This is a genomic window from Sinimarinibacterium thermocellulolyticum (genome assembly GCF_040327995.1).
GTDB lineage: Bacteria > Pseudomonadota > Gammaproteobacteria > Nevskiales > Nevskiaceae > Solimonas > Solimonas thermocellulolyticum.
Map to the genome: position 1 here is coordinate 13,835 of NZ_JBEPIJ010000022.1, position 23,452 is coordinate 37,286.

The window sequence follows — 23,452 nt, forward strand, 5'->3', positions numbered from 1 at the left end:
CTGGATCCGGATTTGCGCCTGGAAGTCCGAGGGATGAAGCTGCCGCGTCTGGTGTCGCTGCTCGGTTACGCTGGCCTGATCCCGTTCTTCGCCGGCCCGCTGTGGCTGTCGTTGTCACCCGCCACGGTGCCGCACTGGCTCGATCACGCGTGGCTGGTCTGGGTCGGCATGATCGCCGCGTTCATGGCCGGCACTTTCTGGGGCTTTGCACTGCCGGCTGCGGAAGGGCCGGCGGGCACCATGGGGCTGTTGTTCTCGATGGCGCTGATGCTCGCGGCGTGGACCGCGATGACCTTGGCGCGACCCGCGGCGCTGACGGGGCTGATCCTGGTGTTCCTGCTGCTGCTGCTCGCCGACTTCTGGCGCGAGCGCACGCTCGGTGCGGTCGAGGGCTATTTTGGGCTGCGCACGGCCTTGACCGTCGGCGCCTGCCTCGCGATCGCCTGGCGGCTGGCGCTGTAGCTAGGGGGGTGAGCGCTCGGGCGCGGCCGTCGCGATCGCCGCACCGGCGCCGAGCGTCGGCGTCACCGAGTCTTCTCGGCGATCTTTCGTAGGTGTTGCCACAGCGAGCGGCGAGTGCTGCGAATGGCGAGGCGGGCGTCGCTCCGGCACGCGCGCCGACGCCAACCCGCAGCGGCAGGATCAGGGGCAGCGCGGTCTGGCAGGCGAGGCTACCGCGACGCCGTCCACGTGGTCTGGGCCAGCACGCCATGCGCCTGCTCATCGGCGTGGTAGCTGGAGCGCACCATCGGGCCGCTGGCGACGTGCGAGAAGCCCATCTGCTCGCCGACGACGCGCAGGCGCTCGAACTCGTCCGGATGCACGTAGCGCGCGACCGGCAGGTGGTTGCGCGAGGGTTGCAGGTACTGGCCGAGCGTGAGCATGTCGACTTTGTGCGCGCGCAGGTCGCGCATGACCTGCTCGATCTCCTCGATCTCTTCGCCCAGGCCGAGCATCAGGCCGGACTTGGTCGGCACCTCGGGGTGCAGGGCCTTGAAGCGTTCGAGTAGATCGAGGCTCCATTCGTAGTCGGAGCCCGGTCGCGCCTGCTTGTACAGCCGCGGTACGGTTTCGAGGTTGTGGTTGAACACGTCCGGCGGTGTGTCCTTGAAGATCGCCAGCGCCGGGTCCATGCGGCCGCGGAAGTCGGGCACCAACACCTCGATGGTCAGGTCCGGCGAGAGTGCGCGCGCTTGCCGGATGCAGGCGGCGAAGTGCGCGGCACCGCCATCGGGCAGATCGTCGCGGTCGACGCTGGTGATGACGACGTAGCGCAGGCCCATGTCGCGGATCGTGCGCGCGAGATTGACCGGCTCGTCGACGTCCAGCGGATTCGGGCGGCCGTGGGCGACGTCGCAAAAAGGGCAGCGCCGGGTGCAGATGTCGCCCATGATCATGAACGTGGCCGTGCCCTTGCCGAAGCACTCGCCCAGGTTCGGGCAGCTCGCTTCTTCGCACACCGTGTGCAAATTGTTGGCACGCAGCACGGCCTTGATGCGTGCGACCTCGGGCGTCCCTTGGGTCTTGGCGCGGATCCAGTTCGGCTTGCGCAGCGGTGCGACGGTCGGCTCGATCTTGATCGGGATGCGCGCCATCTTCTCGGCGCCGCGCAGCTTCTCGCCCTGGACGACGCGACGTGGGGCGGCCGGCGGTGCGGCAGAGGCGGGGATGTCGCTCATGGGAACTCCGGGATGACGCGGCATTGTAACGCCGCAGGCGCAGCCGCCCGATCGTGTTTACTTGACTCTGCGCACCTTGGCCTGCTGGTTCAGGCCCTCGACCTTGAGCCAGTAGACACCGGTGAAGCTGCGGCGGATCACCACCCGCGGCGACTCGGCCTGGTGGTAGACCTCGCGGCAGTTGCGGCACTGCCAGACCTGGCCGTTGTCGAGCTCGAAGACGGTGTCCTTGCCCCAGCCGGCAAAGCGGCCTTTGAGGCGCGCTTCGATGCGGTCCGGCACCGGCTCCGCGGCGGCCGCGGCCGGCAGGGACTCGGCGCCGAAGCGCTCGACGGCAGCCGGCGCTGCGCCGGCCTGCACCTGCGGCGCGTCGGGTTCACGCGCGCCGGGTGTGCGGGTCAGCGCATCGAAGCAGGCGAGGCGCTCGGCCGCCGCTTCGATCGCGGCGCAGCGTTCCAGATCGGTCTGGGCCGAAGCCAGAGCCGGCAGGCCGACACCGGCGAGCCACAAGAGGGTGCGCAACATGGGATGCAGTCGGGCCGAGATCCACCGCCGACGTTAGCACGCATCGCCGCGCCGCGCGCCTTGGCGCGGGCCTCATGCGGCGGCGAGTCCTACTGCTTCGCGCTGCCCCTGGCGGCCGGGCGCGGGTGCGTTTAGCTGCAGCGCTGCGCGCACCGCCTGCTCGGCCTCGGCCGCGAGCGCGCCGCGCTCGGCCTGTGCGCTGGGAATCGGTGCGCACCAGATCAGCTCGGCTTGCAACCCGCGACTGCGCAGCAGGCGCAGGATGTGGCGGAACAGGTCGTCGTCACCGACGAAGGGGGCGAGGTCGCGATCCTCGGCATCACAGCCGTAGCGCAGCGCCGCCGGCTGCACCGGCACGCCGGCCTCGATCGCGGCGGCGAACAGGCGTGCGTGAAAGTCGAGGACCTGGCGGCCGTCGGTGGTCGTGCCCTCGGGGAACAGCGTGACATTGGGGGTGACCTTGGGCGCCACCTGCGCGGCACACGCACCCGCCAGATACGGCACCAGCCGATCGACCACCGGCCGTGCGCCGCCCTTGCCGCGGCGGATGTAGAAGGTGCCGGCGGCACTCGCGAGCCCGCCGGCCAGCGGCCAGTCGCGGATCTCCGACTTGGCGACGAAGCGCGTCGGTGCACAGGCCGCGAGCAGCGGGATGTCGAGCCAGGACACGTGGTTGGCGACCGTGAGCCGTGCGCCGGCGACCGGCGTGCCGCAGACCCGCACGCGGATGTCGAGGATGCGCAGCAGGCGGCGCGACCAGCGCTGTGCGATCGGCTCGGGCTGTAGCCGGCCGCTGGGATCGAGCCGCAGCGCCAGCGCCGCGGCCAGGCCGGCGGCGATGTGCACGATCAGGCGCGCGGCACGCCAGCACAGGCGCAGGCGCGTGTGCATCGCGTGCAAGGCTCGCGGCTCAGGCGGCCAGCGCGGGCTCACGTGCGATTTGGGCGTCGCGGCCGAGGAAATGGCGCGCGTAGCGCGGCTGCAGCTCACTGACGTTGAGCAGCATGAAGACGTCGGCGCAGTTGAAGTCGCGGTCCCAGTAGGCCTCGCCGCAGGCGCGCGCGCCCAGGCTCAGATAGGCCTTGAGCAAGGGCGGCATCTTCGGTGCGCGCGGCGGCATCGCAGCGGCGGGGCGCCAGTCGGCGGCCGGCAGCGGGATGTAGGGGCGTACGCGCTGGAACTCCGGCGCGAGGTGACGCGCGCGGATCAGATCGAGGATCGCGTGCGCGTTGCCGCCGCCGTCTTCGAGGCCGATGCTGGCGCAGCCGAACAGGTAGTCATAGCCCTCGTTGGTGATGTAGGCGGCAATGCCCTGCCACAGCGTCGCGATCACGGCGCCGGAGCGGAACTCGGGGTCGACGCAGGTGCGGCCGATTTCCATCATGCGGCCCGGCAGCGCATCCAGCATCGCGAGATCGAACTCGCTGGCCGAGTAAAAACCGCCGGCAGCCGGCGCCCTGCGGTCGGTGAGGATGCGCGTGCAGGCGACGATGCGGCCCGTGTCGGGCTGCACGACCATCAGATGCTCGCAGAACGGATCGAACCGATCATGATCGACACCGTCGGCGCCGCCGTCGATCTGCGCGCCCAGCTCGCCGGCGAAGACCCGGTAGCGCAGCTTCTGCGTGGCGAGCACTTCCTCCGGCGTGGCCGCGAAGCGAACCTCGAAGCGCGGGCGGCGCGGCAGATCACCTTCGATGCGTGCGGACATGGCGAAACTCCGGTTTCGAATGTCACGCACTCTATGAAGCCGCCATCAACGCCAAATGACGGCGTCATGTCGTTTCGATGACACTGGCCCGGGATCGTCGAGTTCCGCGGCTCTGGGCCGCAAGCCTTGCTGCAGCCGAGGTTTCAGTCACCGCCGTCCGCGGCCTCGGACTCGCCCGTGGCGGGCACGGTGAAATCGGCGAACAGCGGCCGCATGCGGTTCACCAGCAGGCAGAACAGGTCCGCGGTTTTCTCGGCATCGTAGATCGCCGAGTGCGCGGCGTCGGCGTCGTGGCCCAGGCCGGTGACCTGCAGCGCGCGCGCCAGCACAGTCTGGCCGAGCGCCGCGCCGGCGAGCGTCGCCGTGTCGAAGACACTGAACGGATGAAACGGATTGCGCTTGTAACCGGTGCGCGCGACCGCGGCATTGATGAAGCCCAGGTCGAAGTGCGCGTTGTGACCGACCAGGATCGCGCGCTTGCAACCGTTTTCCGACACCGCTTTGCGGATCGGCCGGAACACGTGGTCCAGCGCCTCGCGCTCGGCCAGCGCCAGGCGCAGCGGGTTGTCGAGCTTGATGCCGTTGACCTCCAGCGAGGCCTTCTCGATGTTGGCGCCCTCGAAGGGCACGACATGTGCGAACACCGTCTGGCGGCGCACCAGCGTACCGTCCGCCTCGACGCCCAAGATCACCGCGGCGATCTCCAAGAGCGCATCGGTCTGCGCGTTGAAGCCGCCGGTCTCCACGTCCACGACCACCGGCAAAAAGCCACGAAAGCGGTGACCGACCTTGTGCTTGGGGGCGCTGGCGTCCATCGGGGGAGAGGCTGACGGGCACGACAGGATACCGGAAAAGAGCGTCCCGACCCGGCGCCGGCGCGGCGTTGCGCGCGCGAGCCCCTATAATTCGCCACCCGATTCCGGTCGCGGTCGCTTCCGCCGTGGCCATCAGCAGCCGAACTCCCATGAGCAAACCGCGCAAGATCGCGCTCGCCTATTCCGGTGGCCTGGACACCTCCGTCATCCTCAAGTGGCTGCAGGACGTGTACCAGGCCGAGGTCGTGACCTTCACCGCCGACATCGGCCAGGGCGAGGAACTCGATCACGTGCGGCCCAAGGCGCAGCAGCTCGGGGTGAAGGAGATCTTCATCGACGATCTGCGCGAGGAGTTCGTGCGCGACTTCGTGTTTCCGATGTTCCGCGCCAACGCGATCTACGAGGGCGAGTATCTGCTCGGCACCTCGATCGCGCGCCCGCTGATCGCCAAGCGTCTGGTCGAGATCGCGCGCGCAACCGGTTGCGATGCGATCGCCCACGGCGCCACCGGCAAGGGCAACGATCAGGTGCGCTTCGAGCTGGGCGCCTACGCGCTGTGGCCGCAGGCCAAGGTCATCGCGCCGTGGCGCGAATGGGATCTGAACTCGCGCGAGAAACTGCTGGCCTACGCCGCGCAGCACAACATTCCCATCGCCAAGAAGAAGGACGGCGGCTCGCCGTACTCGATGGATGCCAACGCGCTGCACATCAGCTACGAGGGCGGCGGTCTGGAAGACCCGTGGTGGTGCCCGCCGGACGACATCTGGCGCCTGACGGTCAATCCCGAGGATGCGCCGAACCAGCCGGAATACATCACCGTCGAGTTCGAGCGCGGCGACGCGGTGGCGGTCAACGGCCGGCGCATGACGCCCTACGGCGTGCTCGATGAACTCAACCGCTTGGGCGGCAAGCACGGCATCGGCCGGCTCGACATCGTCGAGAACCGCTATGTCGGCATCAAATCGCGCGGCTGCTACGAGACCCCCGGCGGCACGATTCTGCTCAAGGCGCACCGCGCGATCGAATCCTTGTGCCTGGACCGCGAACAGGCACATCTGAAGGACGAGATCATGCCGCGCTACGCCAAGCTGATCTACAACGGCTACTGGTTCAGCCCTGAGCGGCGCGCGCTGCAGGCCTTGATCGACGACACGCAGGTCAAGGTCAACGGTGAGGTGCGCCTCAAGCTCTACAAGGGCAACGTCTACAACGCCGGCCGCCGTTCCAAGGACTCGCTGTTCGATGCGACGCTGTCGACCTTCGAGGACGACCGGGGGGCGTACAACCAAAAAGACGCCGAAGGCTTCATCCGTCTGAACGGCCTGCGTCTGCGCACCGGCGCCAAGCGCGACCAGCGCTGAGGTCGGAATCGCCGACGAACAGCCCGCGTACTTCGTCGGCGCGCGGGTTGTTCATGGCGTCGTGCTTCAGGCGGGGCGCTTGGGCAGCAGCTCGGCGAGCCCTTCGATATGCACGCTGCGCTGCGGGAACGGAATCTCGATGCCGTGCTCGTCGAAGGCGAGCTTGATGCGCTCGGTCATGTCGCACAGCGTCGTCCACCAGTCGGATGAATTCACCCAGAAGCGCACGGCGAAGTTCACCGAGCTGTCGGCCAGCTCCTTGACCTGGATCGTCGGCGCCGGCTCCGGCAGCTTGCGTGGCTCTTCGTCGATCAGTTGCTGCAACACGGCCTTGGCCTTGCGTAGGTCCGAGCCATAGCCGATGGCCACGGTCAGATCGATGCGGCGCGTCGGCAGCGCACTGAAGTTGGTGATGTTGTTGGTGGTGATGTTGGCGTTCGGAACGTAGACGAGCTGGTTGTCGAGCGTCTTGAGCACGGTGTGCACGATCTTGACCTCCTCGACGACGCCCATCGTGCCGTTGATGTTGACGAAGTCGCCGCGCTTGAACGGTCGGAACAGAATCAGGATCACGCCGGCGGCAAACGAGGAGAGCTGTTGCTGCAGCGCCAGGCCCACGGCGAGCGCGGCGCCGCCGAGCATCGCCACCGCCGAGGTCGTTTCGACGCCGAGCTGACCCAGCGCGGCGATGATGACGACGGCGAGCGCCAGACCGCGCAATACGTTGCACAGGAAGTTCGCCAGCGTCTCGTCCATGCGCGCGCGCAGCATCGCCGCGTGTACGAAGCGCACCAGCGCCGCGGTGATCCAGCGGCCGATGAAGAAGACGGCGAGCGCCGCAAGGACGTGCCCGAGTATCGGCAGGCCGATGTCCAGCCAGCGTTCCGGGTTTTTGAGTGCTTCGAAGGAAAACTCCATCTACGGCCTCCTTGTGAGGTGATCTTCAGGGGGCGTCGCATCGCGACGGGCGGCGCGGCCGAGTGTCGTCGTGCAGGCGTCGAGCCTGCGGATGCGCCGGCGACAATGCGGCGGCATTATCGCACAGGGGTCACACCCCGGCCGGGTATCGATCGGAAGGGAAACGTATGGGACTCGATGACGACGTCAGGACAACGCAGGTGCGCGATGTCGAGCTCGCGTATCTGTCTTGCGGTGCGGGCCCGCTGGTGCTTTGCGTGCATGGCTTTCCCGACACGGCGTACAGCTTCCGGCCGGTGATGCGCCGGCTCGCCCAGGCGGGCTATCGCGCGGTTGCGCCGTTTCTGCGCGGCTATGCGCCCAGTGGGCTGGCCGCCGACGGCGACTATCGCCTGACGACGATCGCCGACGACCTGCTGGCGCTGATCGATGCGCTCGGCGCCGAGCGTGCCGTGCTGGTCGGTCACGACTGGGGCGCGGCCGCCGCCTATGTGGCTGCGGCGCGCGCGCCGGCACGCGTGCCGGCCATCGTCGCCGCCGCGGTGCCGCATCTGCGGCGATTCTTGCTGCGGCCCACGCTGCGTCAGCTCGTGCGCTCGCGCTACATGGGCTATTTCCAGATTCCGCGCATTCCCGAGGCGCGCATCGTGCGCGACGACTTTGCCTGGCTGCGCGCGCTGATCCGGCGCTGGTCGCCGCGCTGGGGTTTCACCGACGCCGACCTGGCGCCCGTAATCGCGACGCTGTCGCGGCCGGCGTACTGCTCCGCGGCGCTGGCTTATTACCGAGCGCTGCCGCGAACGCTCGCCGACCGGCAGCTGTGGAAGCTGCTGCTCGCACCGCTGCCGGTGCCGGCCAAGCTCATCTGCGGCGTCAACGATGGTTGCATCGGCGCGGAGATGTTCGAGGATCAGGCGCAGTACTTCGGCGCCGGCTACGAGCTGGCGCGCATCGAAGGCGCCGGGCATTTCATGCACTGTGAGCAACCACTGCGCTTTGCCGACGAGGTGATCGGCTTTTTGGATAAGCAGCGCAGCGCTACAGCCTGAACGAATCGCCGAGGTAGACCCGGCGTACGGTATCGTCGTGCAGCAAGGCGTCGGGCCGGCCCTCGGCGATCACGCGGCCCTCGGCGAGGATGTAGGCACGGCCGCAGATGCCGAGCGTTTCGCGCACGTTGTGGTCGGTGATCAGCACACCGATGCCGCGCGCGCTGAGCTGGCGCACGATGCCCTGGATGTCGCCGACCGCGATCGGGTCGACGCCGGCGAAGGGCTCGTCGAGCAGGATGAACTTTGGGTTTGCCGCCAGCGCGCGCGCAATCTCCACGCGCCGGCGCTCGCCGCCGGACAGGGCCTGGCCTTCGGCATCGCGGATGTGGGTGATGTGCAGTTCTCCGAGCAGGCGTTCGAGTTCCTGCTTGCGTTCGGCGCGCTTGAGGTCTTCTCGCAGTTCGAGAATCGCCTGGATGTTGTCCTCGACCGAGAGCGTGCGGAACACGCTCGCCTCCTGCGGCAGATAGCCGATGCCAAGGCGCGCGCGCGCGTGCATCGGCAGCCGCGTGATGTCGCGGCCATCGAGTTCGATGCGGCCGCTGTCGGCGGGGACGAGGCCGACGATCATGTAGAACGAGGTGGTCTTGCCGGCGCCGTTGGGGCCGAGCAGGCCGACGATCTCGCCGGCCTCGATGCGCAGCGAGACCTCGCGCACCACGGTGCGCTTCTTGAAGCGCTTGACCAGCGCGTCCGCGCGCAGCGTCGAGGCGCTCACGGTGCGGGTGCCTCGGGCGTAGGCGTCGGTGACGGTGTCGCGGTTTCGCCGCGCGCCGGCGGCTGGATGACGATGCGCACCTGACCGCGGCCGCCGCTGGCGCGCACGCGGCGCTCGGCGATGATGTAGTCGATGCGTTCGCCCGCCACTTCATCGCCGCCGCGCAGCAGACGCGCCCGGCCTTGGAGCTGGACGACGCCGCTGCGCGAGTCGTAATCGATGCGCTCGCCTTCGGCGGTGACGCTCTGGCCGGCGATGCCTTGCGCGCCCTCGCGTGCGCGATGGTCGAGCCGCGCCGGCGCGCCGAGGATCTGTGCGACGAAGCTGCCATCGGCATGCTGGGTCACGATCATGCGCTCACCGCTGAGCTTGAGCGTGTCGGATTCGAGTGCGACGTTGCCCTCGTAGCGCATCTCGCCGCCCTCGGTCCATTCCCCCCGGTTCGCGGTCAGCGTCACCGGGCCGGTCGGGCGCAGCGCGCGGGTGTCGTCCGCCGGCGTCGGCGTGGGCGCCTGCGCGTGCGCGCCGATCGTCGCCAGCGCGAGCAGCGCGGCGGCGCCCAGCCGGCGCAGGCGTTCAGTCGCGCAGCACATGGCGCACCCGAACGGCGTCGAGGAACTCGACATGGCGGCCGGCCCAGTCGCCGCGCAGGCCGCGGGCCTTTAGCGTGCTGCCGGCGGCGGTGCTGGCCTCGACCGGCTGGTCGGTGCTCAGCGTGCGCGCCCGCCAGTCGACCCACAGCGTCGGCGTTTTGAGCGCGATGCGTCCGCTGTGCTCGCGCGCACCGCGCAGCTCGACCAGCGGTTCCAGGCGCAGGCGGGTCTCGCCGGCCGGCACCATGCCGCGATCCGCTTCGAGGCGCCAGTTGCCTTCGTCGGCGTAGGTGTCCAAGCGCACGCCGGCGAGCTGCATCGAGGCATCGTCGAAGTAGTCCAAGTCCGCGGCGGCGAGCACGAACAGTGGTGCGCCGCTTTCGTCGAAACGCTGCCAGTGCGCATCCTGAAGGTGATAGCGCGGACGCGCTTGGGCGATCTCGGTGGGCGGCTCGATCGGTGTCTGGAAACCCCGTAAGGCGAGCCAGCCGGCGACGAGCGCCAGCGCGGCCAGCGTCGGCAGCAAGAGGTTGCCGCGGTCGCCGCGATCGCTCATGCCGGCAGCCGCCCCTGCGCGCCGAGAATCAGGTCGATGGCTTCGCGCACCGCGCCACGACCGCCGGCACTGCGGCTGACCCAGTGTGCGCAGGCCAGCGCGCTGTCGTGCGCATCGGCGACGGTCATCGCCAGGCCCACGCGGCGCAGCAGCGGCAGGTCCGGCACGTCGTCGCCGAGGTGTGCGCACTGCGCGTCGGCGAGGCCGAGCGCATCGCGCATGCGCAGGTAGGCCGGCTCCTTGTCCTGGGTGTCGAGCGCGATGTGGCGGATGCCGAGCCATTCGAGACGCCGTTGCATCGACGCCGACGGCCGCCCGCTGATGACCGCGATCTGCAGCCCCTGGCGCAGCGCGAGCTTGATGCCGTAACCGTCGCGCACGAAATTGGTCTTGGTCTCCTCGCCGTTGGGGCCGATGTAGAGCAGGCCATCGGTAAGCACGCCGTCGATGTCGAGGAACAGGCAGCGGATCTGCCGCGCACGCGCGGCGAGCTGGTCGTCATCGAGCCGGGCCACGCCTAGACCACTCCGGCGCGCAAGAGGTCGTGCATGTGCACGACGCCGACGAGTCGTGCGGACTCGTCCTTGACCAAGAGGCTGGTGATCTTGTGCTTTTCCATCAGCGCGACCGCTTCGGCGGCGAGCTGCTGCGGGCCGATGGACTTGCCGCCGCGGGTCATGACTTCACGGATCGGTGTGTTGCGCACGTCGATGCCGGCGTCGAGCACGCGGCGCAGGTCACCGTCGGTGAACACGCCGAGCGCGGTTCCCGACGCATCGACGATCGCCGTCATGCCCAGGCCCTTGCGCGTCATTTCGAGCAGGGCCTCGGACAGGGTCGCGGTCTCGGCGACGGTCGGCAGGCGATCGCCGCTGTGCATCACGTCGGCGATCTTGAGCAGCAGGCGGCGGCCGAGCGAGCCGCCCGGATGCGACAGCGCAAAGTCCTCGGGCGTGAAACCGCGCGCTTCGAGCAGCGCCACCGCGAGCGCATCGCCCATCGCCAGCGTCGCCGTCGTGCTCGCGGTCGGCGCGAGGTTGAGCGGGCAGGCCTCCATCGCCACCGACACGTCGAGGTGGACTTCCGCGGCCTGGGCGAGTGTCGATGCCGGCTTGCCGGTCATCGCGATCAGCGGCACCTGCAGGCGCTTGAGCAGCGGCAGCAGGGTGATGATCTCGGCGGTCTCGCCGGAGTACGAGATCGCCAGCACGACGTCCTGGCGCGTGATCATGCCCAGATCGCCGTGGCTGGCCTCACCGGGATGCACGAAGAACGCCGGCGTGCCGGTCGAGGCCAGCGTGGCCGCGATCTTGCCGCCGATGTGCCCGGACTTGCCCATGCCGATGACGACGACGCGGCCGGTACAGGCCAACATCAGCTCGCAGGCGCGCGCAAAGCGCTCGTCGATGCGCGGCAGCAGGGCTTCGAGCGCATCACGCTCGATTTCGAGGGCGCGGCGGCCCATGGCCTTGAGGGTGGCGACGTCCAAAGTCCTTGCGTCAGTGGCTGGCGGTCAGCGCGAGTATAAGGCTGTAGGCGACGTAGACCGTGAGCAGCAGGCCGCCCTCGACGCGGCGGATGAGTAGGCGTCCGCCAAGCGGGCTCGCGGCCATCGCCCACAGCATCAGCATCAGGCCGACCATCACCGGCAGGTCGCGGGTCAGCAGCATCGCGTCCGGGATCGGCCCCGGCGCGATGAACGCCGGCGCCATCAGGATGAACAGGATGTTGAACAGGTTGGACCCGAGGATGTTGCCGATCGCCAGATCGCTCTCGTTCTTGAGCAGGCCGGTGATGCTGGCGGCCAGTTCCGGCAGGCTGGTGCCGACGGCGACGATGGTCAGGCCGATCACCAGATCCGAGACGCCCAGTTCGCGGGCGATGTTGACCGCGCCCCAGACCAGCAGTTGCGAAGCAATGATCAGCAGCGGCAGGCCGATCGCGATCCACATCAGCGCGCGGCCAGTGGTGAGCGCCGGCGGCAGCTCGGCCTGTTGCTCGACCAGCAGCGGGTCGTCGGCCTGAGTGCGCGCGGTGCGCAGCATCCAGATCAGCATCGCGACGAAGCCGGCGGCGAGCACGGCGCCGTCGAGTCGGGTCAGCGCGCCGTCGAGCACCAGCATCACCAGCAGCACGCTCACCGCCGTGGTGATGGGGATTTCCTTGCGCAGTACGCCGGAGGTCATCGCGATCGGCCGCACCAGGGCGCTGACACCGAGAATCAGCGCGACATTGCAGATGTTCGAACCCACCACATTGCCGATGGCGATGCCGTTGCTGCCCTGCAGGGCGGCGAGCGTGGAGACCGCGACTTCGGGCATCGAGGTGCCGAAGCCGACGATGACCATGCCGACGACCAGCGGCGAGATGCCGACGGCGCGCGCAAGACCCGCAGCGCCGTGGATGAAGCGGTCGGCCGACCAGACGAGCAGCACCAGACCGGCGACGACGGCCGCGAACGACAGCAGCATAGAGGGGTTCCAGCGAAAAAGCGGGGCGCTAGCTTATCAGCCCGCCGCGCGCATCCGCGCATAGGCATCGAGCGCTCGCTGGCGGCTGGCGCCGAGGTCGACGATGGGTGGCGGATAGCCGCGCGGCGCGTCGGCGCCCAGGGTCCACGGCGCGTGGATCGCCGCATCGGACAGATCGGCGAGTTCCGGCACCCAGCGGCGGATGTAGCGGCCGGTGGCATCGAACTTCCGCGACTGCAGCACCGGGTTGAAGATGCGAAAGTAAGGCGCGGCATCGGCGCCGCAGCCGGCGACCCACTGCCAGCCCAACGTGTTGTTGGCCAGATCGGCGTCGACCAGCGCGTCCCAGAACCAGCGCGCGCCGTGCTGCCAGGGGATCAGCAGGTTCTTGGTCAGCAGCGAGGCGACGATCATGCGCACGCGGTTGTGCATCCAGCCGGTCGCCCACAGTTCGCGCATGCCGGCATCGACGATGGGAATGCCGGTGCGGCCGCGCTGCCAGGCGCGCAGCTCGGCCTCGTGGTCGCGCACGGCTCGCCACGGCATCGCCGCAAAGCCTGGGTTCAGCGGCGCGTCCGGCGTTTCGGGGAAGTGATGCAGCAGGTGGTGCGCAAACTCGCGCCAGCCGAGTTCGCGCAGAAAGTGTTCGGCGTCGCGTTCCGGCACCTCGCCGCCGGCGCGCGCGCGCTGCACCGCGCGCAGCACCTGGCGCGGGCCGATCTCGCCGAAGTGCAGGTGCGGCGACAGCCGCGAGACGCCGCCCTCGGCCGGTCGGTCGCGCGCGTCGCGGTAGCCGTGCAGGCCGTCGTCGATGAAGGACGCAAGGCGCGCCAGCGCGCCGGCTTCGCCGGGCTGCCAGATCGCGTAGAAGCCCTGATCCCAGGCGAGCTGCGGGCGCAGTGCCAATTCGTCGATCGACAGGCCGGCCGGCCACTCCCGCGGTGCGGGAATCCGCTCCGGCGCCGGCTGTATCGGCGCATCCGGCAGCCGCGTCGCCAGCGCGCGCCAGAACGGCGTGAACACCTTGAACGGCGCGCCGCTGCCGGTCGCGATCTGCCAGGGCTCGCACCACAGCGCGGCGTTGTGGCTGCCGGCTTCGATGCCGTCGCGCTTGAGCGCGGCCTTGATGCGGGTGTCGCGCGCCACCAGCGCCGGTTCGTAGAGGCGGTTCCACAGCACGGCGTTCGCGCCGGTCTCGCCGATCAGCGCCTGCAGGGTGTCGAGCGCCGGACCTCGGCGCACGATCAGGCAGCTGCCGCGCACCGCCAGGTCCGCGGCCAACGCCGTGAGGCTGTGATGCAGCCAGGATCGCGACGCCGCGCCCGGTGTCCACGGCCGCTCGGCTTCGGGATCGTGGATATAGACCGGAATCACCGGCGTGCCGCGCGCGAGCGCGGCGGTGAGCGCCGGGTTGTCGCTCAGGCGCAGGTCGCGGCGGAACCAGAGTAGGCAGGCGGACATCGGCGGGCTTGGGCGGGTTTGACCGGACTGTACGCGCGAGCCGGCGCGCGGATGCGGCGAGGCCTATAATCCGCGCCCTATGACGGCGGCCCTTTCCATCGCCGGTGTCCGCAAATCCTACGGCCGGGTGCAGGCGCTGCGCGGCATCGAGCTGTCGATCGCGCGCGGTGAGTTCTTCGGTCTTCTGGGGCCCAACGGTGCCGGTAAATCCACGCTGATCAACATCATCGCCGGGCTCGTGCGCATGGACGCCGGGCACATCGCGGTGATGGGTCACGACATCGTGCGCGAGTTTCGCGCGGCGCGGCGCAGCCTTGGCGTGGTGCCGCAGGAACTGGTGTTCGATCCGTTCTTCAACGTGCGCGACATGCTGCGCATCCAGGCCGGCTATTACGGTTGCGGGCGCGAGTCTTGGCCGTGGATCGACGAGATGCTCGAGCGGCTGGACCTCGCCAGCAAGGCCGGCACCTCGATGCGTGCGCTCTCCGGCGGCATGAAGCGTCGCGTGCTGATCGCGCAGGCGCTGGTGCACAAGCCGCCGGTGGTGATCCTCGACGAGCCGACGGCCGGTGTGGATGTGGAGCTGCGGCGCACGCTGTGGCAGTTCATGACCGAGCTGCACGCGGGTGGCACCACGGTGGTGCTGACCACGCACTATCTGGAAGAAGCCCAGGAGCTGTGCGGGCGCATCGCGATCCTCGATCACGGCGCGCTGCAGGTGGTGGAGACCACGCGCGATCTGCTCGCGCGTCACCCGTTCCGTTTCCTGCGGCTCAAGCTCGCGGATGGCGCGGTGCTGCCGGAAGCCTTGCAGCCGCTGGTGGCGGGTGAAGTCAACGGCGCCATCGAGCTCAAGCTCGAAACCGCGAAGCACTCGATCGCTGGCGTGTTCGCGACGCTGAGGAACGCCGGTATCGCGATCGAGGACGTGCACACGCGCGAACCCGACCTCGAAGACATCTTCGTCGACCTCACCGGCAAGCGCGCACGGGTGGCGGCATGAGCCCGGACCAGATCGCATTCGTCACGCTGCTGAAGAAGGAGATCAAGCGCTTCTGGAGCGTGCTCGGTCAGACCGTGACCGCGCCGGTGATCACCGCCTTGCTGTACCTCTTGGTGTTCGCGCAGGCGCTCAAGGACCGTGCATCGAGCTACGAGGGCATCAGCTACACCGAGTTCCTGCTGCCGGGTCTGGTGATGATGACGGTGATCCAGACCGCCTTCGCCAACACCTCGTCGAGCCTGACCCAGTCCAAGGTCATGGGCAATCTGGTGTTCGTGCAGATGGCGCCGATCGGGCCGCTGCAGTGGTTCGGCGCCTACATCATCGCCGCGCTGGTGCGTGTGTTCCTGGTGGCGGTGGCCATGCTCGCGGTGACGCTGTTCTTCGTGCCGCTGCCGATCGAGGTGCCGCTGGCGCTGCTGGCGATCTTCCTGCTGTCCGGCGCCGGACTCGCCGCGCTCGGCATGATCGCCGGCATCATCGCCGAGAAGTTCGACCACATCGCCTCGTTCACCAACTTCGTCATCATGCCGCTGTCGTTCCTGTCCGGCGTGTTCTATTCGGTGCATGCGCTGCCGCCGCTGTGGTATCACGCCTCGCACGTCAACCCGTTTTTCTACATGATCGACGGCTTCCGCTACGGCTTTTTCGGCCATGCCGACGTGCCGATCTGGCAGAGTCTGGTCTGGTGCGCGGGTTTTTTCGTCGTCGCCTCGGCGGTCTGCCTGTGGATGCTGGTGACCGGCTACAAGCTCAAGAGATGAACATGGACAAACACGAGATCAAGCGGCTGATCGAGGCCGGCCTGCCCGGCGCGGTGGCCACCGTGATCGGCGACGACGGCCAGCACTTCGAGGCCGAGGTCGTCTGCGCCGCGTTCGCCGGCAAGCCGCCGCTGGCCCAGCACCGCATGGTCTACGCGACGCTGGGCGAGCGCATGGGGCGCGAGATCCACGCGCTGCAGTTGCGCACGCGGGCGAGCTGAGGCGCAGGCTCGCGACTCACGTCTTACGTCTCACACGCTCGTCCATGGACAAGTTCGTCGTCGCCGGCAACGGTCCGCTCGATGGCGCGATCGACGCCTCCGGCGCCAAGAATGCGGCGCTGCCGATTCTGTGTTCGGCGCTGCTGTCGGACGAGCCGCTGCACGTCACCAACGTGCCCCGGCTCTGGGACGTGGCCACCACGCGCAAGCTGCTCGCGCAGATGGGCTGCACGGTCGAACAGCCCGATCCGCACGAGATGATCGTGGACGCCCGGCCGATCACCACCTGCGTCGCGCCCTACGAGCTGGTGCGCACGATGCGCGCCTCGATTCTCGTGCTCGGCCCGCTGGTCGCCGCGCGCGGCGAGGCGCATGTGTCGCTGCCTGGCGGCTGCGCGATCGGCGCCCGTCCGGTGAATCTGCACCTGATGGGGCTGGAGGCGATGGGCGCCGAAATCACGCTCGAAGGCGGCTTCATCCACGCCCGGGCACGCAAGCTCAAGGGTGCGCGCATCGTCTTCGATACGGTCACCGTGACCGGCACCGAGAACCTGATGATGGCGGCGGTGCTCGCCGACGGTGAGACCGTGCTGGAGAACGCGGCACGCGAGCCGGAGGTCGTCGATCTCGCCCGCTGTCTGCGCGCGATGGGCGCGAAGATCGAAGGCGAGGGCACGACGACGATCCGCGTGCAGGGCGTCGCCAGGCTGCATGCGGCGAGCCATCGCGTGCTGCCGGACCGCATCGAGACCGGCAGCTATCTGGTCGCCGGCGCGGTCACGCGCGGGCGCGTGCGCATCAACCGCACCGATCCGACGATGCTCGACGCGGTGCTGGTCAAGCTTCAGCAGGCGGGCGCAAAGATCGCAACGGGTGCCGATTTCATCGAAGTCGATATGCGTGGCCGGCGTCCGCACGCGGTCAACATCCACACGATGCCGTATCCGGGCTTTCCAACCGACATGCAGGCGCAGTTCATGGCGCTGAACTGCGTCGCCGACGGTGTCGGCGTGATCAAGGAAACCATCTTCGAGAATCGCTTCATGCACGCCGTCGAGCTGATGCGCCTGGGCGCCGACATCCAAATCGAGGGCAACACCGCGGTCGTCACTGGGCGCGAGCGCCTGCAGGCGGCGCCGATCATGGCCACCGACCTGCGCGCCTCGGCCTCGCTGGTGATCGCCGCGCTCGCGGCCGACGGCGAGACCTTCATCGACCGCATCTATCACATGGATCGCGGCTACGAGGACATCGAGGGCAAGCTCGCGGCGCTCGGCGCCAAGATCAAGCGCGTGTCCAGGCTCATTTGAACCGCAGCCACGCGTGGCCGAACCGATTCGCAAGCTCGCCGTGCTGATCGACGCCGACAACACGCAGCCGGCCATCGTCGGGGCCTTGCTCGCCGAGATCGCCAAGTACGGCGTCGCCAGCGTCAAGCGCATCTACGGCGACTGGACGCTGCCCAATCTCAAGGGCTGGAAGGACGTGCTCGCCGAGCACGCGATCCAGCCGGTTCAGCAGTTCCGCTACACCACCGGCAAGAACGCGACCGACGGACGCATGATCATCGACGCGATGGACCTGCTCTACACCGCTCGCTTCGACGGCTTTTGCCTGGTCTCCAGCGACAGCGACTTCACCGGGCTCGCCTCGCGCCTGCGCGAATCGGGCATGACCGTCTACGGCTTTGGCGAGCGCAAGACGCCGGGCTCGCTGGTGTCCGCCTGCGACAAGTTCATCTATCTCGACGTCCTGCGCGCGTCGGTGGCGGACGAGTCTGCCGCCAAGTCTGCGCCGCAGGCGGCGGCGACACTCAAGCAGGACGCCAAGCTCGTGCGCCTGCTGCGCGAGGCGGTGGACGCCGCGAGCGACGACGAAGGCTGGGCAGGGCTGGGCGCCGTCGGCAGCCTGATCAGCAAGCAGGCGCCGGATTTCGATGCGCGCAACTACGGCTTCAAGAAGCTCAGCGAGCTGGTCCTCGCCACGGCACTGTTCGAGGTGGACGAGCGCAAGTCCGCCGACGGCCGGCAGAAGACCCTGTACCTGCGCGACCGGCGCAAGAAGAACTGATCGCGCGTGCACCGCTACAATCTGCGCCCGCTCCGGTTTCCCGCAGCCCCGCCGTCATGACCGCGCTGACCATCGCCCTGTCCAAGGGCCGCATCCTCGAGGAGAGTCTGCCGCTGCTCGCGCAGCTCGGTCTCGAACCGGCCGGCGACATCGACCGTCTGCTGCGCGTACCCTCGCGTGACCGGCAGGTGTCGCTGCTGATCGTGCGTCCGGCCGACGTGCCGACCTATGTCGAGCACGGAGCGGCCGATCTGGGCATCGTCGGCAAGGACGTGCTGATGGAGCACGGCGGCGCGGCGTTGTACGAACCGCTGGACCTCGGTATCGCGCGCTGCCGCCTGTCCGTCGCCGCCAAGAAGGACGGCCCGCGACCGGATGGCGTGCGCCGCCTGCGCGTCGCCACCAAGTATCCGGCGATCACGCGCCGCCACTTCGCGGCCAAGGGCGAGCAGGTCGAGATCATCAAGCTCTACGGCTCGATGGAGCTGGCGCCGCTGGTCGGCCTCGCCGATCTGATCGTCGATCTGGTCGCCACCGGCGGCACGCTCAAGGCCAACGGCCTGGTCGAGATCGAGACCATCTGCGAGGTGACCTCACGCATGGTCGTCAACAAGGCAGCGATGAAGATGAAACACGCGGCGATCCGGTCGCTGCTCGACCGCATCGCCGCCAAGGTGAAGTGATGCAGATCCGCCGACTCGACACCCGCGAGGCCGACTTCGATGCGCAGCTCGATGCGCTGCTCGATCGTGCGCCCGAAGCCGGCGCCGAGGTGGTGCGCGCGGTCGATGCCATCCTCGCCGACGTGCGTGCGCGCGGCGATGCTGCGTTGGTCGAGCTGACCAATCGCTTCGATCGGCGCGCGCTGTCATCGGCGGCCGAACTGCAAGTGCCGCGCGCGGCGCGCCAACGGGCCTGGGACGCGCTCGACGCCAAGCTGCGCGACGCGCTCGAACAGGCGGCGACGCGCATCCGCGCCTACGCCGCGTACCAGAAGCTACAGGGTTTCGAGTTCACCGACGGGCTCGGCAATCGGCTCGGCCAGCAGGTGACCCCGCTCGACCGTGTCGGCATCTACGTCCCCGGCGGCAAGGCCGCGTATCCGTCGTCGGTGCTGATGAACGCGATTCCGGCGCGCGTCGCCGGCGTCGAGGAAATCGTCATGGTCGTGCCGGCGCCGGGCGGCGAACTCAATCCAGTCGTGCTCGCGGCAGCGCATCTGGCCGGTGTCGACCGCGTGTTCACCGTGGGCGGGGCGCAGGCGGTGGCGGCGCTCGCCTACGGCACGCAGACGATTCCAGCGGTGGACAAGATCGTCGGCCCCGGCAACGCCTACGTCACCGCGGCCAAGCGCGCGGTGTTCGGCAAGGTCGGTATCGACGCGATCGCCGGACCGTCGGAAATCGTCGTCATCAGCGACGGCGCTTCCGACCCGCGCTGGATCGCGATGGACCTGTTCTCGCAGGCCGAGCATGGCGAGGATTCCGAAGCCATCCTGATCTCGACCGACGCCGGCTTCCTCGACCGCGTGGCCACGGCGATGGACGAGCGCCTGCGCGCGCTGCCGCGCGCCGGCATCGTCGAGGTGTCGATCCGCGAGCGCGGCGCGCTGATTCTGGCGCGGGATCTCGACGAGGCCTGTGCGGTGTCGAACCGCATCGCGCCCGAACATCTGGAACTCGCGGTCGATGATCCGCGCGCGCTGCTGCCCAAGATTCGCCACGCCGGCGCGATCTTCCTCGGCCGCCACACGCCCGAGGCCTTCGGCGACTACTGCGCGGGACCGAATCACGTGCTGCCGACCTCGCGCGCCGCGCGCTTCTCGAACCCGCTCGGCGTCTACGAGTTCCAGAAGCGCACCAGCCTGATCGAATGCACGCCCGAGGGCGCGCGCCCGCTCGCCGCCATCGCCGGCTGCATCGCCGACGCCGAGGGCCTAGAGGCGCACGCGCAATCGGCCCGCGACCGCGCCTAGGACGCCTCCTCGACGATGCACCGCAAGGCCCGATAGCCCTCGACCAGGCGTGGGCCGGGGCGGCCGAGGAATGCCTCGCTGATCGCGTACACGCGGCGCGCGCGCAGCGCGCCGGTCTGCGCCCAGCCGTCGCGGCCGAGCACGACCTCGGCGCGATATTTCTCGACCCTGACCCCGCACCAGGACATCACGATCGCATCCGGCGCGACCGCGGCCAAGGCCTCGGTGTCCACGGTCGCGCTCTTGGCGTCGAACGCGGCGAGCGCATTGCGGCCCCCGGCCCGCTCGATCAGATCGTGCACCCAGGACCGTCGCGCCGCGCCGATCACCGGCTTGGGCCACCACTCGACGAGAATCCGCGGCGCGTCCGACGCCTGCGGTCGCGGCGGCATGGCCGCATCCATCTGCGCGGCGAGCGCACGGCCGCGTTCGGGCACGCCGAGCGCCTCGGCAATGGCGTGCACGCTCGCGAACACCTCGTCCAGGCTCTGCGGGTCGATGACCAGACAGCGCAAACCCGCGGCCTGCAGGGCGTCGACGATGCGTTCGTGCCCCGGCACGGTCAGCGAGGTGAGCACCAGATCAGGTGTGAGCGCACGCACCGCATCGACATCGAGATTCAGATCGCGCCCGAGCTGCGGCAGGCACTGCACGATCTCGGGCGGATGGTCGGAGTCGCTGTCGACCGCCACCAGCATGTGCGCGCAGCCGAGTGCGCAGACGATCTCGGTGTTCGAGCAGGTGTGCGAGACGACGCGCAACATCAGGCGCCGTCTTCGAGCCGCGCCAGTACCTTGGGCGCGTGCAGCCGCCAGGCCAGCTTCAGGCCGCGCGCGATCAGGCTGCCGGTGAGCGGGATCTTCGGCTCGAAACGGATCACGTAGTCGATGACGGTGGCGCCGCGATCGTCGCGAAAGTCGATCGTGCCCCGATGATTGCGGATCGGGCTGCCGCGCGTGATCGCGTACTCGATGCGGCGGTTCTTCTCGAAAGTGACGATGGTCTCCTCGAAGGACAAAGGCCCGCGGCCGATGCGCCGCACCGAGCCGAGGCCATTGGGCTCGTCCTGGCCGTCGACGATGCGGCGGCAGCGCGCACCGAACAGCGTGACGAAGCGCTCGTGATCGGCAAAGAACGCGAACACGCGCTCGATCGGCGCGCGGATGCGCAGGTGCTGGCGGATCTGCTGCTGCGACATCGAAGGCCCCTCTATGCGGCTCGGACGAGGCACGCACTGTACCCAATCGCGGGCCAAACAGGGGCGATGCCGGCGCTCGCTTTACGCTGTGGCGAGAGTCCGGCGCCAAGCACCGGGCGACTGGCCGGTCCAGCGACGGAAGGCGCTGTGGAAGCTGCTTTGCTCGGCGTATCCGAGGAGGAATGCAATCTGGTTCAAACTCAGTTCGGCGCAGCGCAGCAGGCGCTCGGCCTGGGCTTTACGAACGGCCTCGACCACATCGCGGAACGAGAGGCCCTCTTCGGCCAATCGCCGCTGCAGCGTGCGCGCATTGAGCCCGATGACAACGGCGACGGCATCAAGTGTCGGCGGTCCGTTCGCGATCCTGCGGGCGACCACTCTTTTGATCTCGTCCAGCACGGCGGATTCACGGCCCAGCGTGGCCAGCAGGGCCTGGGCCTGGCTTTCGGCCAGTGCGCGCAGGCCGGCATCAGCCGAACCACCGGCAGCTGCAGATAAGCTGTGGGGAAGCGAAGCCTGCTGCATCCAGCGTCGAAGCGCACCTGGCCCCCGAATACCTGGGCGTAGGCTTCGCATGCCGCTGGCGTGGTAAAGTGGAAGTCGGCGTCGAAGAGCAAGTCCGGCCGGTTTGCGAGCCAGCGCATGAAGTGGGCCCGGGCGCCCAGCATGTACTGCGCTGCAGCGGAATCAGCGGGCGAGTCCTAGGGCCAGAGCCACAACAGCTCGGTTCGGTCGCCCTCGATGCGGAGCACCGGATCGCCGATCTGCCCCAGCAAGCGAATGTAGCGCCGGAGCTGAGCGCCCGCTTCCAGGAGCGACGAGCAGTTCATCAGCACATGTCCGAGAGGCCCTAAGGAAAGTCTGAACAAGACCGTCCGGATGATGGTCTGATCGCCGACGCTGAGACAAGGGAAGCGCTGAAGCAGATCGGTTTCGGTGACGCGGAGTACGCGAGCAAGCGCGAGCAGACGCGCAAGGAAGTGATTCGGATCAGGTCGTGCCGTGGAAGACACTGCTGTCACTGATCGAGCCGTTCTACCCGGTCGCCGGCCGAGGCCGCCATCCGTATCCGCTGCCGACGATGCTGCGCATACATCTGATGCAAAACTGGTTCGGCCTATCGGACCCGGCGATGGAAGAGGCACTGTACGAGATCGCATCACTACGGCAGTTCGCCGGGCTGTCGCTGACAGGCGCGATCCCGGACGAAACGACCATCCTCAACGTCCGGCACTTGCTGGAAGCCAATGACCTGGCGCCGGAGATTCTGCGACGGGTCAACGCGCATCTGACGCGCAAGGGTCTGCTGCTGCGCCGGGGAAGCATCGTCGACGCCACGATCATCTCGGCCCCGAGCTCGACCAAGAATGCCGACGGCGAGCGCGATTCGGAAATGCACCAGACGCAGAAGGGCAATCAGTGGTACTTCGGCATGAAGGCACATATCGGCGTCGATGCCGACTCGGGTCTGGTTCACACGGTCGTGTCGACGGCCGCCAACGAGGCTGATGTCGAAGTCGCCGACGAGCTGCTGCACGGCAAGGAAGAGGTCGTCTACGCGGATAACGGCTACCAGAATGCCGACAAGCGATATGCGCGCAAGAATCTGCGCTGGGAGATCGCGCTACGCAAGAAGAAGATCAATGCGATGCCCGATGGACCCGAGAAGCAGAGGATGCTGAAGGCCGAACGTCAGAAAGCCAGCATCCGCGCCAAGGTGGAGCACCCATTTCGCGTCATCAAACGCCAATTCGGCGACGTGAAGGTGCGCTTCAAAGGGCTGGCGAAGAATACGGCACAGGTCCTGACGCTCTTCGCGCTGGCGAATCTGTGGATGGTGCGCAGGAAGCTACTGGCGATGACAGGCGGATTGCGCCCGCAGATCGCCCATGGCGTGTGATGGAGGGTGAAAATGGCGCTTGAACGCTTCAGAACAGACGCATCGCCAGCGAAAAGTCGCATCGAGCAGAAATCGAGCGCGCATCTTCAGCAGCGCGAGCAGCTTCGACTGCCTTATTCAGACTTTCCCTTCCTTTGGCAGAGTTGCAATTGGCATCGATGTTACGACTACGAGGGGCCTAAAGTGTGCGTCGAACCGAGAGTCGGATAGGCTCTCCGAGGTTTCAGACGTGAGGTCAGTAATATGCACGGAGATTGACGACCAATGAACAAACTCGCATCGGCCACTCGAATATTCGCAGTTGCTTTAATGGTCATGGCCTTGGCCGCGTGCAGCACCGTAAGCTTCCCCGTCAAGGCGACAGTTCAAAAGTAGAGTTCCTGGCGGCTTGAGAATACTCGACTGGCGTCATGTCGCCGAGCGAGTCATGGGGTCGGTCTTCGTTGTATTCGAGCATCCAC

The 23,452-nt window shown here is 68.2% G+C and carries 27 protein-coding genes and 2 pseudogenes; 11 read left to right on the forward strand and 18 right to left on the reverse strand.

The features are described from left to right. The first annotated feature begins 33 nt into the window (after positions 1-33). Positions 34-462 carry a DUF3429 domain-containing protein gene (locus ABSH63_RS14155; protein ID WP_352890537.1) on the forward strand — a complete coding sequence of 143 codons (429 nt, stop codon included), beginning with the start codon at positions 34-36 and terminating at the stop codon, positions 460-462. 209 nt (positions 463-671) lie between these two features. On the opposite strand, the gene lipA is transcribed toward ABSH63_RS14155, so the two are convergent. The 5 genes from lipA to rnt all read right to left on the reverse strand — a co-directional run bounded on the left by lipA (position 672) and on the right by rnt (position 4,730). Then, entirely contained in the window at positions 672-1,679 is a 1,008-nt protein-coding gene (gene lipA, locus ABSH63_RS14160) for a lipoyl synthase (RefSeq protein ID WP_352890539.1), read from the reverse strand. 57 nt (positions 1,680-1,736) lie between these two features. Beyond that, complete coding sequence (locus ABSH63_RS14165; RefSeq protein WP_352890541.1) at positions 1,737-2,204, reverse strand: hypothetical protein; 468 nt, start codon at positions 2,202-2,204, stop codon at positions 1,737-1,739. A 72-nt stretch (positions 2,205-2,276) separates the two neighbouring features. Next, positions 2,277-3,095, reverse strand: a complete 819-nt coding sequence (locus tag ABSH63_RS14170) for a lysophospholipid acyltransferase family protein (RefSeq protein WP_352890578.1) — start codon at positions 3,093-3,095, stop codon at positions 2,277-2,279. Between the two features lie 19 nt (positions 3,096-3,114). Then, entirely contained in the window at positions 3,115-3,915 is an 801-nt protein-coding gene (locus tag ABSH63_RS14175; RefSeq protein ID WP_352890543.1) for a GNAT family N-acetyltransferase, read from the reverse strand. 143 nt (positions 3,916-4,058) lie between these two features. After that, a complete protein-coding gene (rnt, locus tag ABSH63_RS14180; RefSeq protein ID WP_352890545.1) occupies positions 4,059-4,730 on the reverse strand; it encodes a ribonuclease T in 672 nt (223 codons plus the stop codon). A gap of 149 nt (positions 4,731-4,879) precedes the next feature. On the opposite strand from rnt, the gene ABSH63_RS14185 reads away from it, so the two are divergent. Then, a complete protein-coding gene (locus ABSH63_RS14185; RefSeq protein ID WP_352890546.1) occupies positions 4,880-6,091 on the forward strand; it encodes an argininosuccinate synthase in 1,212 nt (403 codons plus the stop codon). A gap of 66 nt (positions 6,092-6,157) precedes the next feature. On the opposite strand, the gene ABSH63_RS14190 is transcribed toward ABSH63_RS14185, so the two are convergent. Continuing rightward, positions 6,158-7,009 (reverse strand): mechanosensitive ion channel family protein, encoded by an 852-nt coding sequence (locus ABSH63_RS14190; RefSeq protein ID WP_352890548.1) that lies wholly within the window; start codon positions 7,007-7,009, stop codon positions 6,158-6,160. Between the two features lie 167 nt (positions 7,010-7,176). Between ABSH63_RS14190 and ABSH63_RS14195 the strand changes: the two genes are divergently transcribed. Then, positions 7,177-8,058, forward strand: coding sequence for an alpha/beta fold hydrolase (locus ABSH63_RS14195; protein ID WP_352890550.1), 882 nt, complete (start codon positions 7,177-7,179; stop codon positions 8,056-8,058). On the opposite strand, the gene lptB is transcribed toward ABSH63_RS14195, so the two are convergent. From lptB to ABSH63_RS14230, 7 genes are read right to left on the reverse strand one after another with little or no spacing between them, the layout of a single operon-like run. Then, complete coding sequence (lptB, locus tag ABSH63_RS14200; RefSeq protein ID WP_352890552.1) at positions 8,048-8,779, reverse strand: LPS export ABC transporter ATP-binding protein; 732 nt, start codon at positions 8,777-8,779, stop codon at positions 8,048-8,050. The genes ABSH63_RS14195 and lptB overlap by 11 nt on opposite strands. Next, positions 8,776-9,372, reverse strand: a complete 597-nt coding sequence (locus ABSH63_RS14205) for an LptA/OstA family protein (protein WP_352890554.1) — start codon at positions 9,370-9,372, stop codon at positions 8,776-8,778. The genes lptB and ABSH63_RS14205 overlap by 4 nt, the downstream gene beginning before the upstream one ends. Then, a complete protein-coding gene (gene lptC, locus ABSH63_RS14210) occupies positions 9,356-9,928 on the reverse strand; it encodes an LPS export ABC transporter periplasmic protein LptC (protein ID WP_352890555.1) in 573 nt (190 codons plus the stop codon). Before lptC ends, ABSH63_RS14205 begins: the two co-directional genes overlap by 17 nt. Beyond that, a complete protein-coding gene (locus ABSH63_RS14215) occupies positions 9,925-10,443 on the reverse strand; it encodes a KdsC family phosphatase (RefSeq protein ID WP_352890557.1) in 519 nt (172 codons plus the stop codon). The genes lptC and ABSH63_RS14215 overlap by 4 nt, the downstream gene beginning before the upstream one ends. Before the next feature lie 2 nt (positions 10,444-10,445). Beyond that, positions 10,446-11,393: a KpsF/GutQ family sugar-phosphate isomerase gene (locus tag ABSH63_RS14220; protein ID WP_352890580.1), complete on the reverse strand. Its 948-nt coding sequence runs from the start codon at positions 11,391-11,393 to the stop codon at positions 10,446-10,448. Positions 11,394-11,427: 34 nt separating this feature from the next. Further along, entirely contained in the window at positions 11,428-12,399 is a 972-nt protein-coding gene (locus ABSH63_RS14225; protein WP_352890558.1) for a calcium/sodium antiporter, read from the reverse strand. A 36-nt stretch (positions 12,400-12,435) separates the two neighbouring features. Beyond that, complete coding sequence (locus tag ABSH63_RS14230; protein WP_352890560.1) at positions 12,436-13,860, reverse strand: cryptochrome/photolyase family protein; 1,425 nt, start codon at positions 13,858-13,860, stop codon at positions 12,436-12,438. Positions 13,861-13,939: 79 nt separating this feature from the next. On the opposite strand from ABSH63_RS14230, the gene ABSH63_RS14235 reads away from it, so the two are divergent. From ABSH63_RS14235 to hisD, 7 genes are read left to right on the forward strand one after another with little or no spacing between them, the layout of a single operon-like run. After that, positions 13,940-14,863: an ABC transporter ATP-binding protein gene (locus ABSH63_RS14235; RefSeq protein WP_352890562.1), complete on the forward strand. Its 924-nt coding sequence runs from the start codon at positions 13,940-13,942 to the stop codon at positions 14,861-14,863. After that, a complete protein-coding gene (locus ABSH63_RS14240; RefSeq protein ID WP_352890563.1) occupies positions 14,860-15,627 on the forward strand; it encodes an ABC transporter permease in 768 nt (255 codons plus the stop codon). Before ABSH63_RS14235 ends, ABSH63_RS14240 begins: the two co-directional genes overlap by 4 nt. A gap of 2 nt (positions 15,628-15,629) precedes the next feature. Next, the gene (locus tag ABSH63_RS14245) at positions 15,630-15,848 is read left to right on the forward strand and encodes a BolA family protein (protein ID WP_352890565.1); all 219 of its coding nucleotides are present in this window, start codon (positions 15,630-15,632) and stop codon (positions 15,846-15,848) included. A gap of 44 nt (positions 15,849-15,892) precedes the next feature. Beyond that, positions 15,893-17,158 carry a UDP-N-acetylglucosamine 1-carboxyvinyltransferase gene (gene murA, locus ABSH63_RS14250; protein ID WP_352890567.1) on the forward strand — a complete coding sequence of 422 codons (1,266 nt, stop codon included), beginning with the start codon at positions 15,893-15,895 and terminating at the stop codon, positions 17,156-17,158. A 13-nt stretch (positions 17,159-17,171) separates the two neighbouring features. Continuing rightward, positions 17,172-17,918, forward strand: a complete 747-nt coding sequence (locus ABSH63_RS14255; protein ID WP_352890569.1) for an NYN domain-containing protein — start codon at positions 17,172-17,174, stop codon at positions 17,916-17,918. 56 nt (positions 17,919-17,974) lie between these two features. Further along, complete coding sequence (hisG, locus tag ABSH63_RS14260; RefSeq protein ID WP_352890571.1) at positions 17,975-18,601, forward strand: ATP phosphoribosyltransferase; 627 nt, start codon at positions 17,975-17,977, stop codon at positions 18,599-18,601. Next, positions 18,598-19,893, forward strand: coding sequence for a histidinol dehydrogenase (gene hisD / locus ABSH63_RS14265; RefSeq protein WP_352890573.1), 1,296 nt, complete (start codon positions 18,598-18,600; stop codon positions 19,891-19,893). Before hisG ends, hisD begins: the two co-directional genes overlap by 4 nt. On the opposite strand, the gene ABSH63_RS14270 is transcribed toward hisD, so the two are convergent. The 4 genes and pseudogenes from ABSH63_RS14270 to ABSH63_RS14285 all read right to left on the reverse strand — a co-directional run. Then, entirely contained in the window at positions 19,890-20,657 is a 768-nt protein-coding gene (locus ABSH63_RS14270; protein WP_352890574.1) for an ABC transporter substrate-binding protein, read from the reverse strand. The genes hisD and ABSH63_RS14270 overlap by 4 nt on opposite strands. Next, positions 20,657-21,091 carry an SRPBCC family protein gene (locus ABSH63_RS14275; protein WP_352890575.1) on the reverse strand — a complete coding sequence of 145 codons (435 nt, stop codon included), beginning with the start codon at positions 21,089-21,091 and terminating at the stop codon, positions 20,657-20,659. The genes ABSH63_RS14270 and ABSH63_RS14275 overlap by 1 nt, the downstream gene beginning before the upstream one ends. Positions 21,092-21,172: 81 nt before the next feature. Continuing rightward, a complete protein-coding gene (locus ABSH63_RS14280; protein WP_352890576.1) occupies positions 21,173-21,616 on the reverse strand; it encodes a helix-turn-helix transcriptional regulator in 444 nt (147 codons plus the stop codon). Positions 21,617-21,630: 14 nt separating this feature from the next. Beyond that, positions 21,631-21,759, reverse strand: a pseudogene (locus tag ABSH63_RS14285) (hypothetical protein); the annotation flags it as partial. A 249-nt stretch (positions 21,760-22,008) separates the two neighbouring features. Between ABSH63_RS14285 and ABSH63_RS14290 the strand changes: the two are divergent. Then, positions 22,009-22,991 (forward strand): annotated as a pseudogene (locus tag ABSH63_RS14290) (IS5 family transposase). 352 nt (positions 22,992-23,343) lie between these two features. On the opposite strand, the gene ABSH63_RS14295 reads toward ABSH63_RS14290, so the two are convergent. Beyond that, the coding region (locus ABSH63_RS14295; RefSeq protein ID WP_352888226.1) for an integrase core domain-containing protein at positions 23,344-23,452 on the reverse strand (109 nt) is incomplete at its 5' end.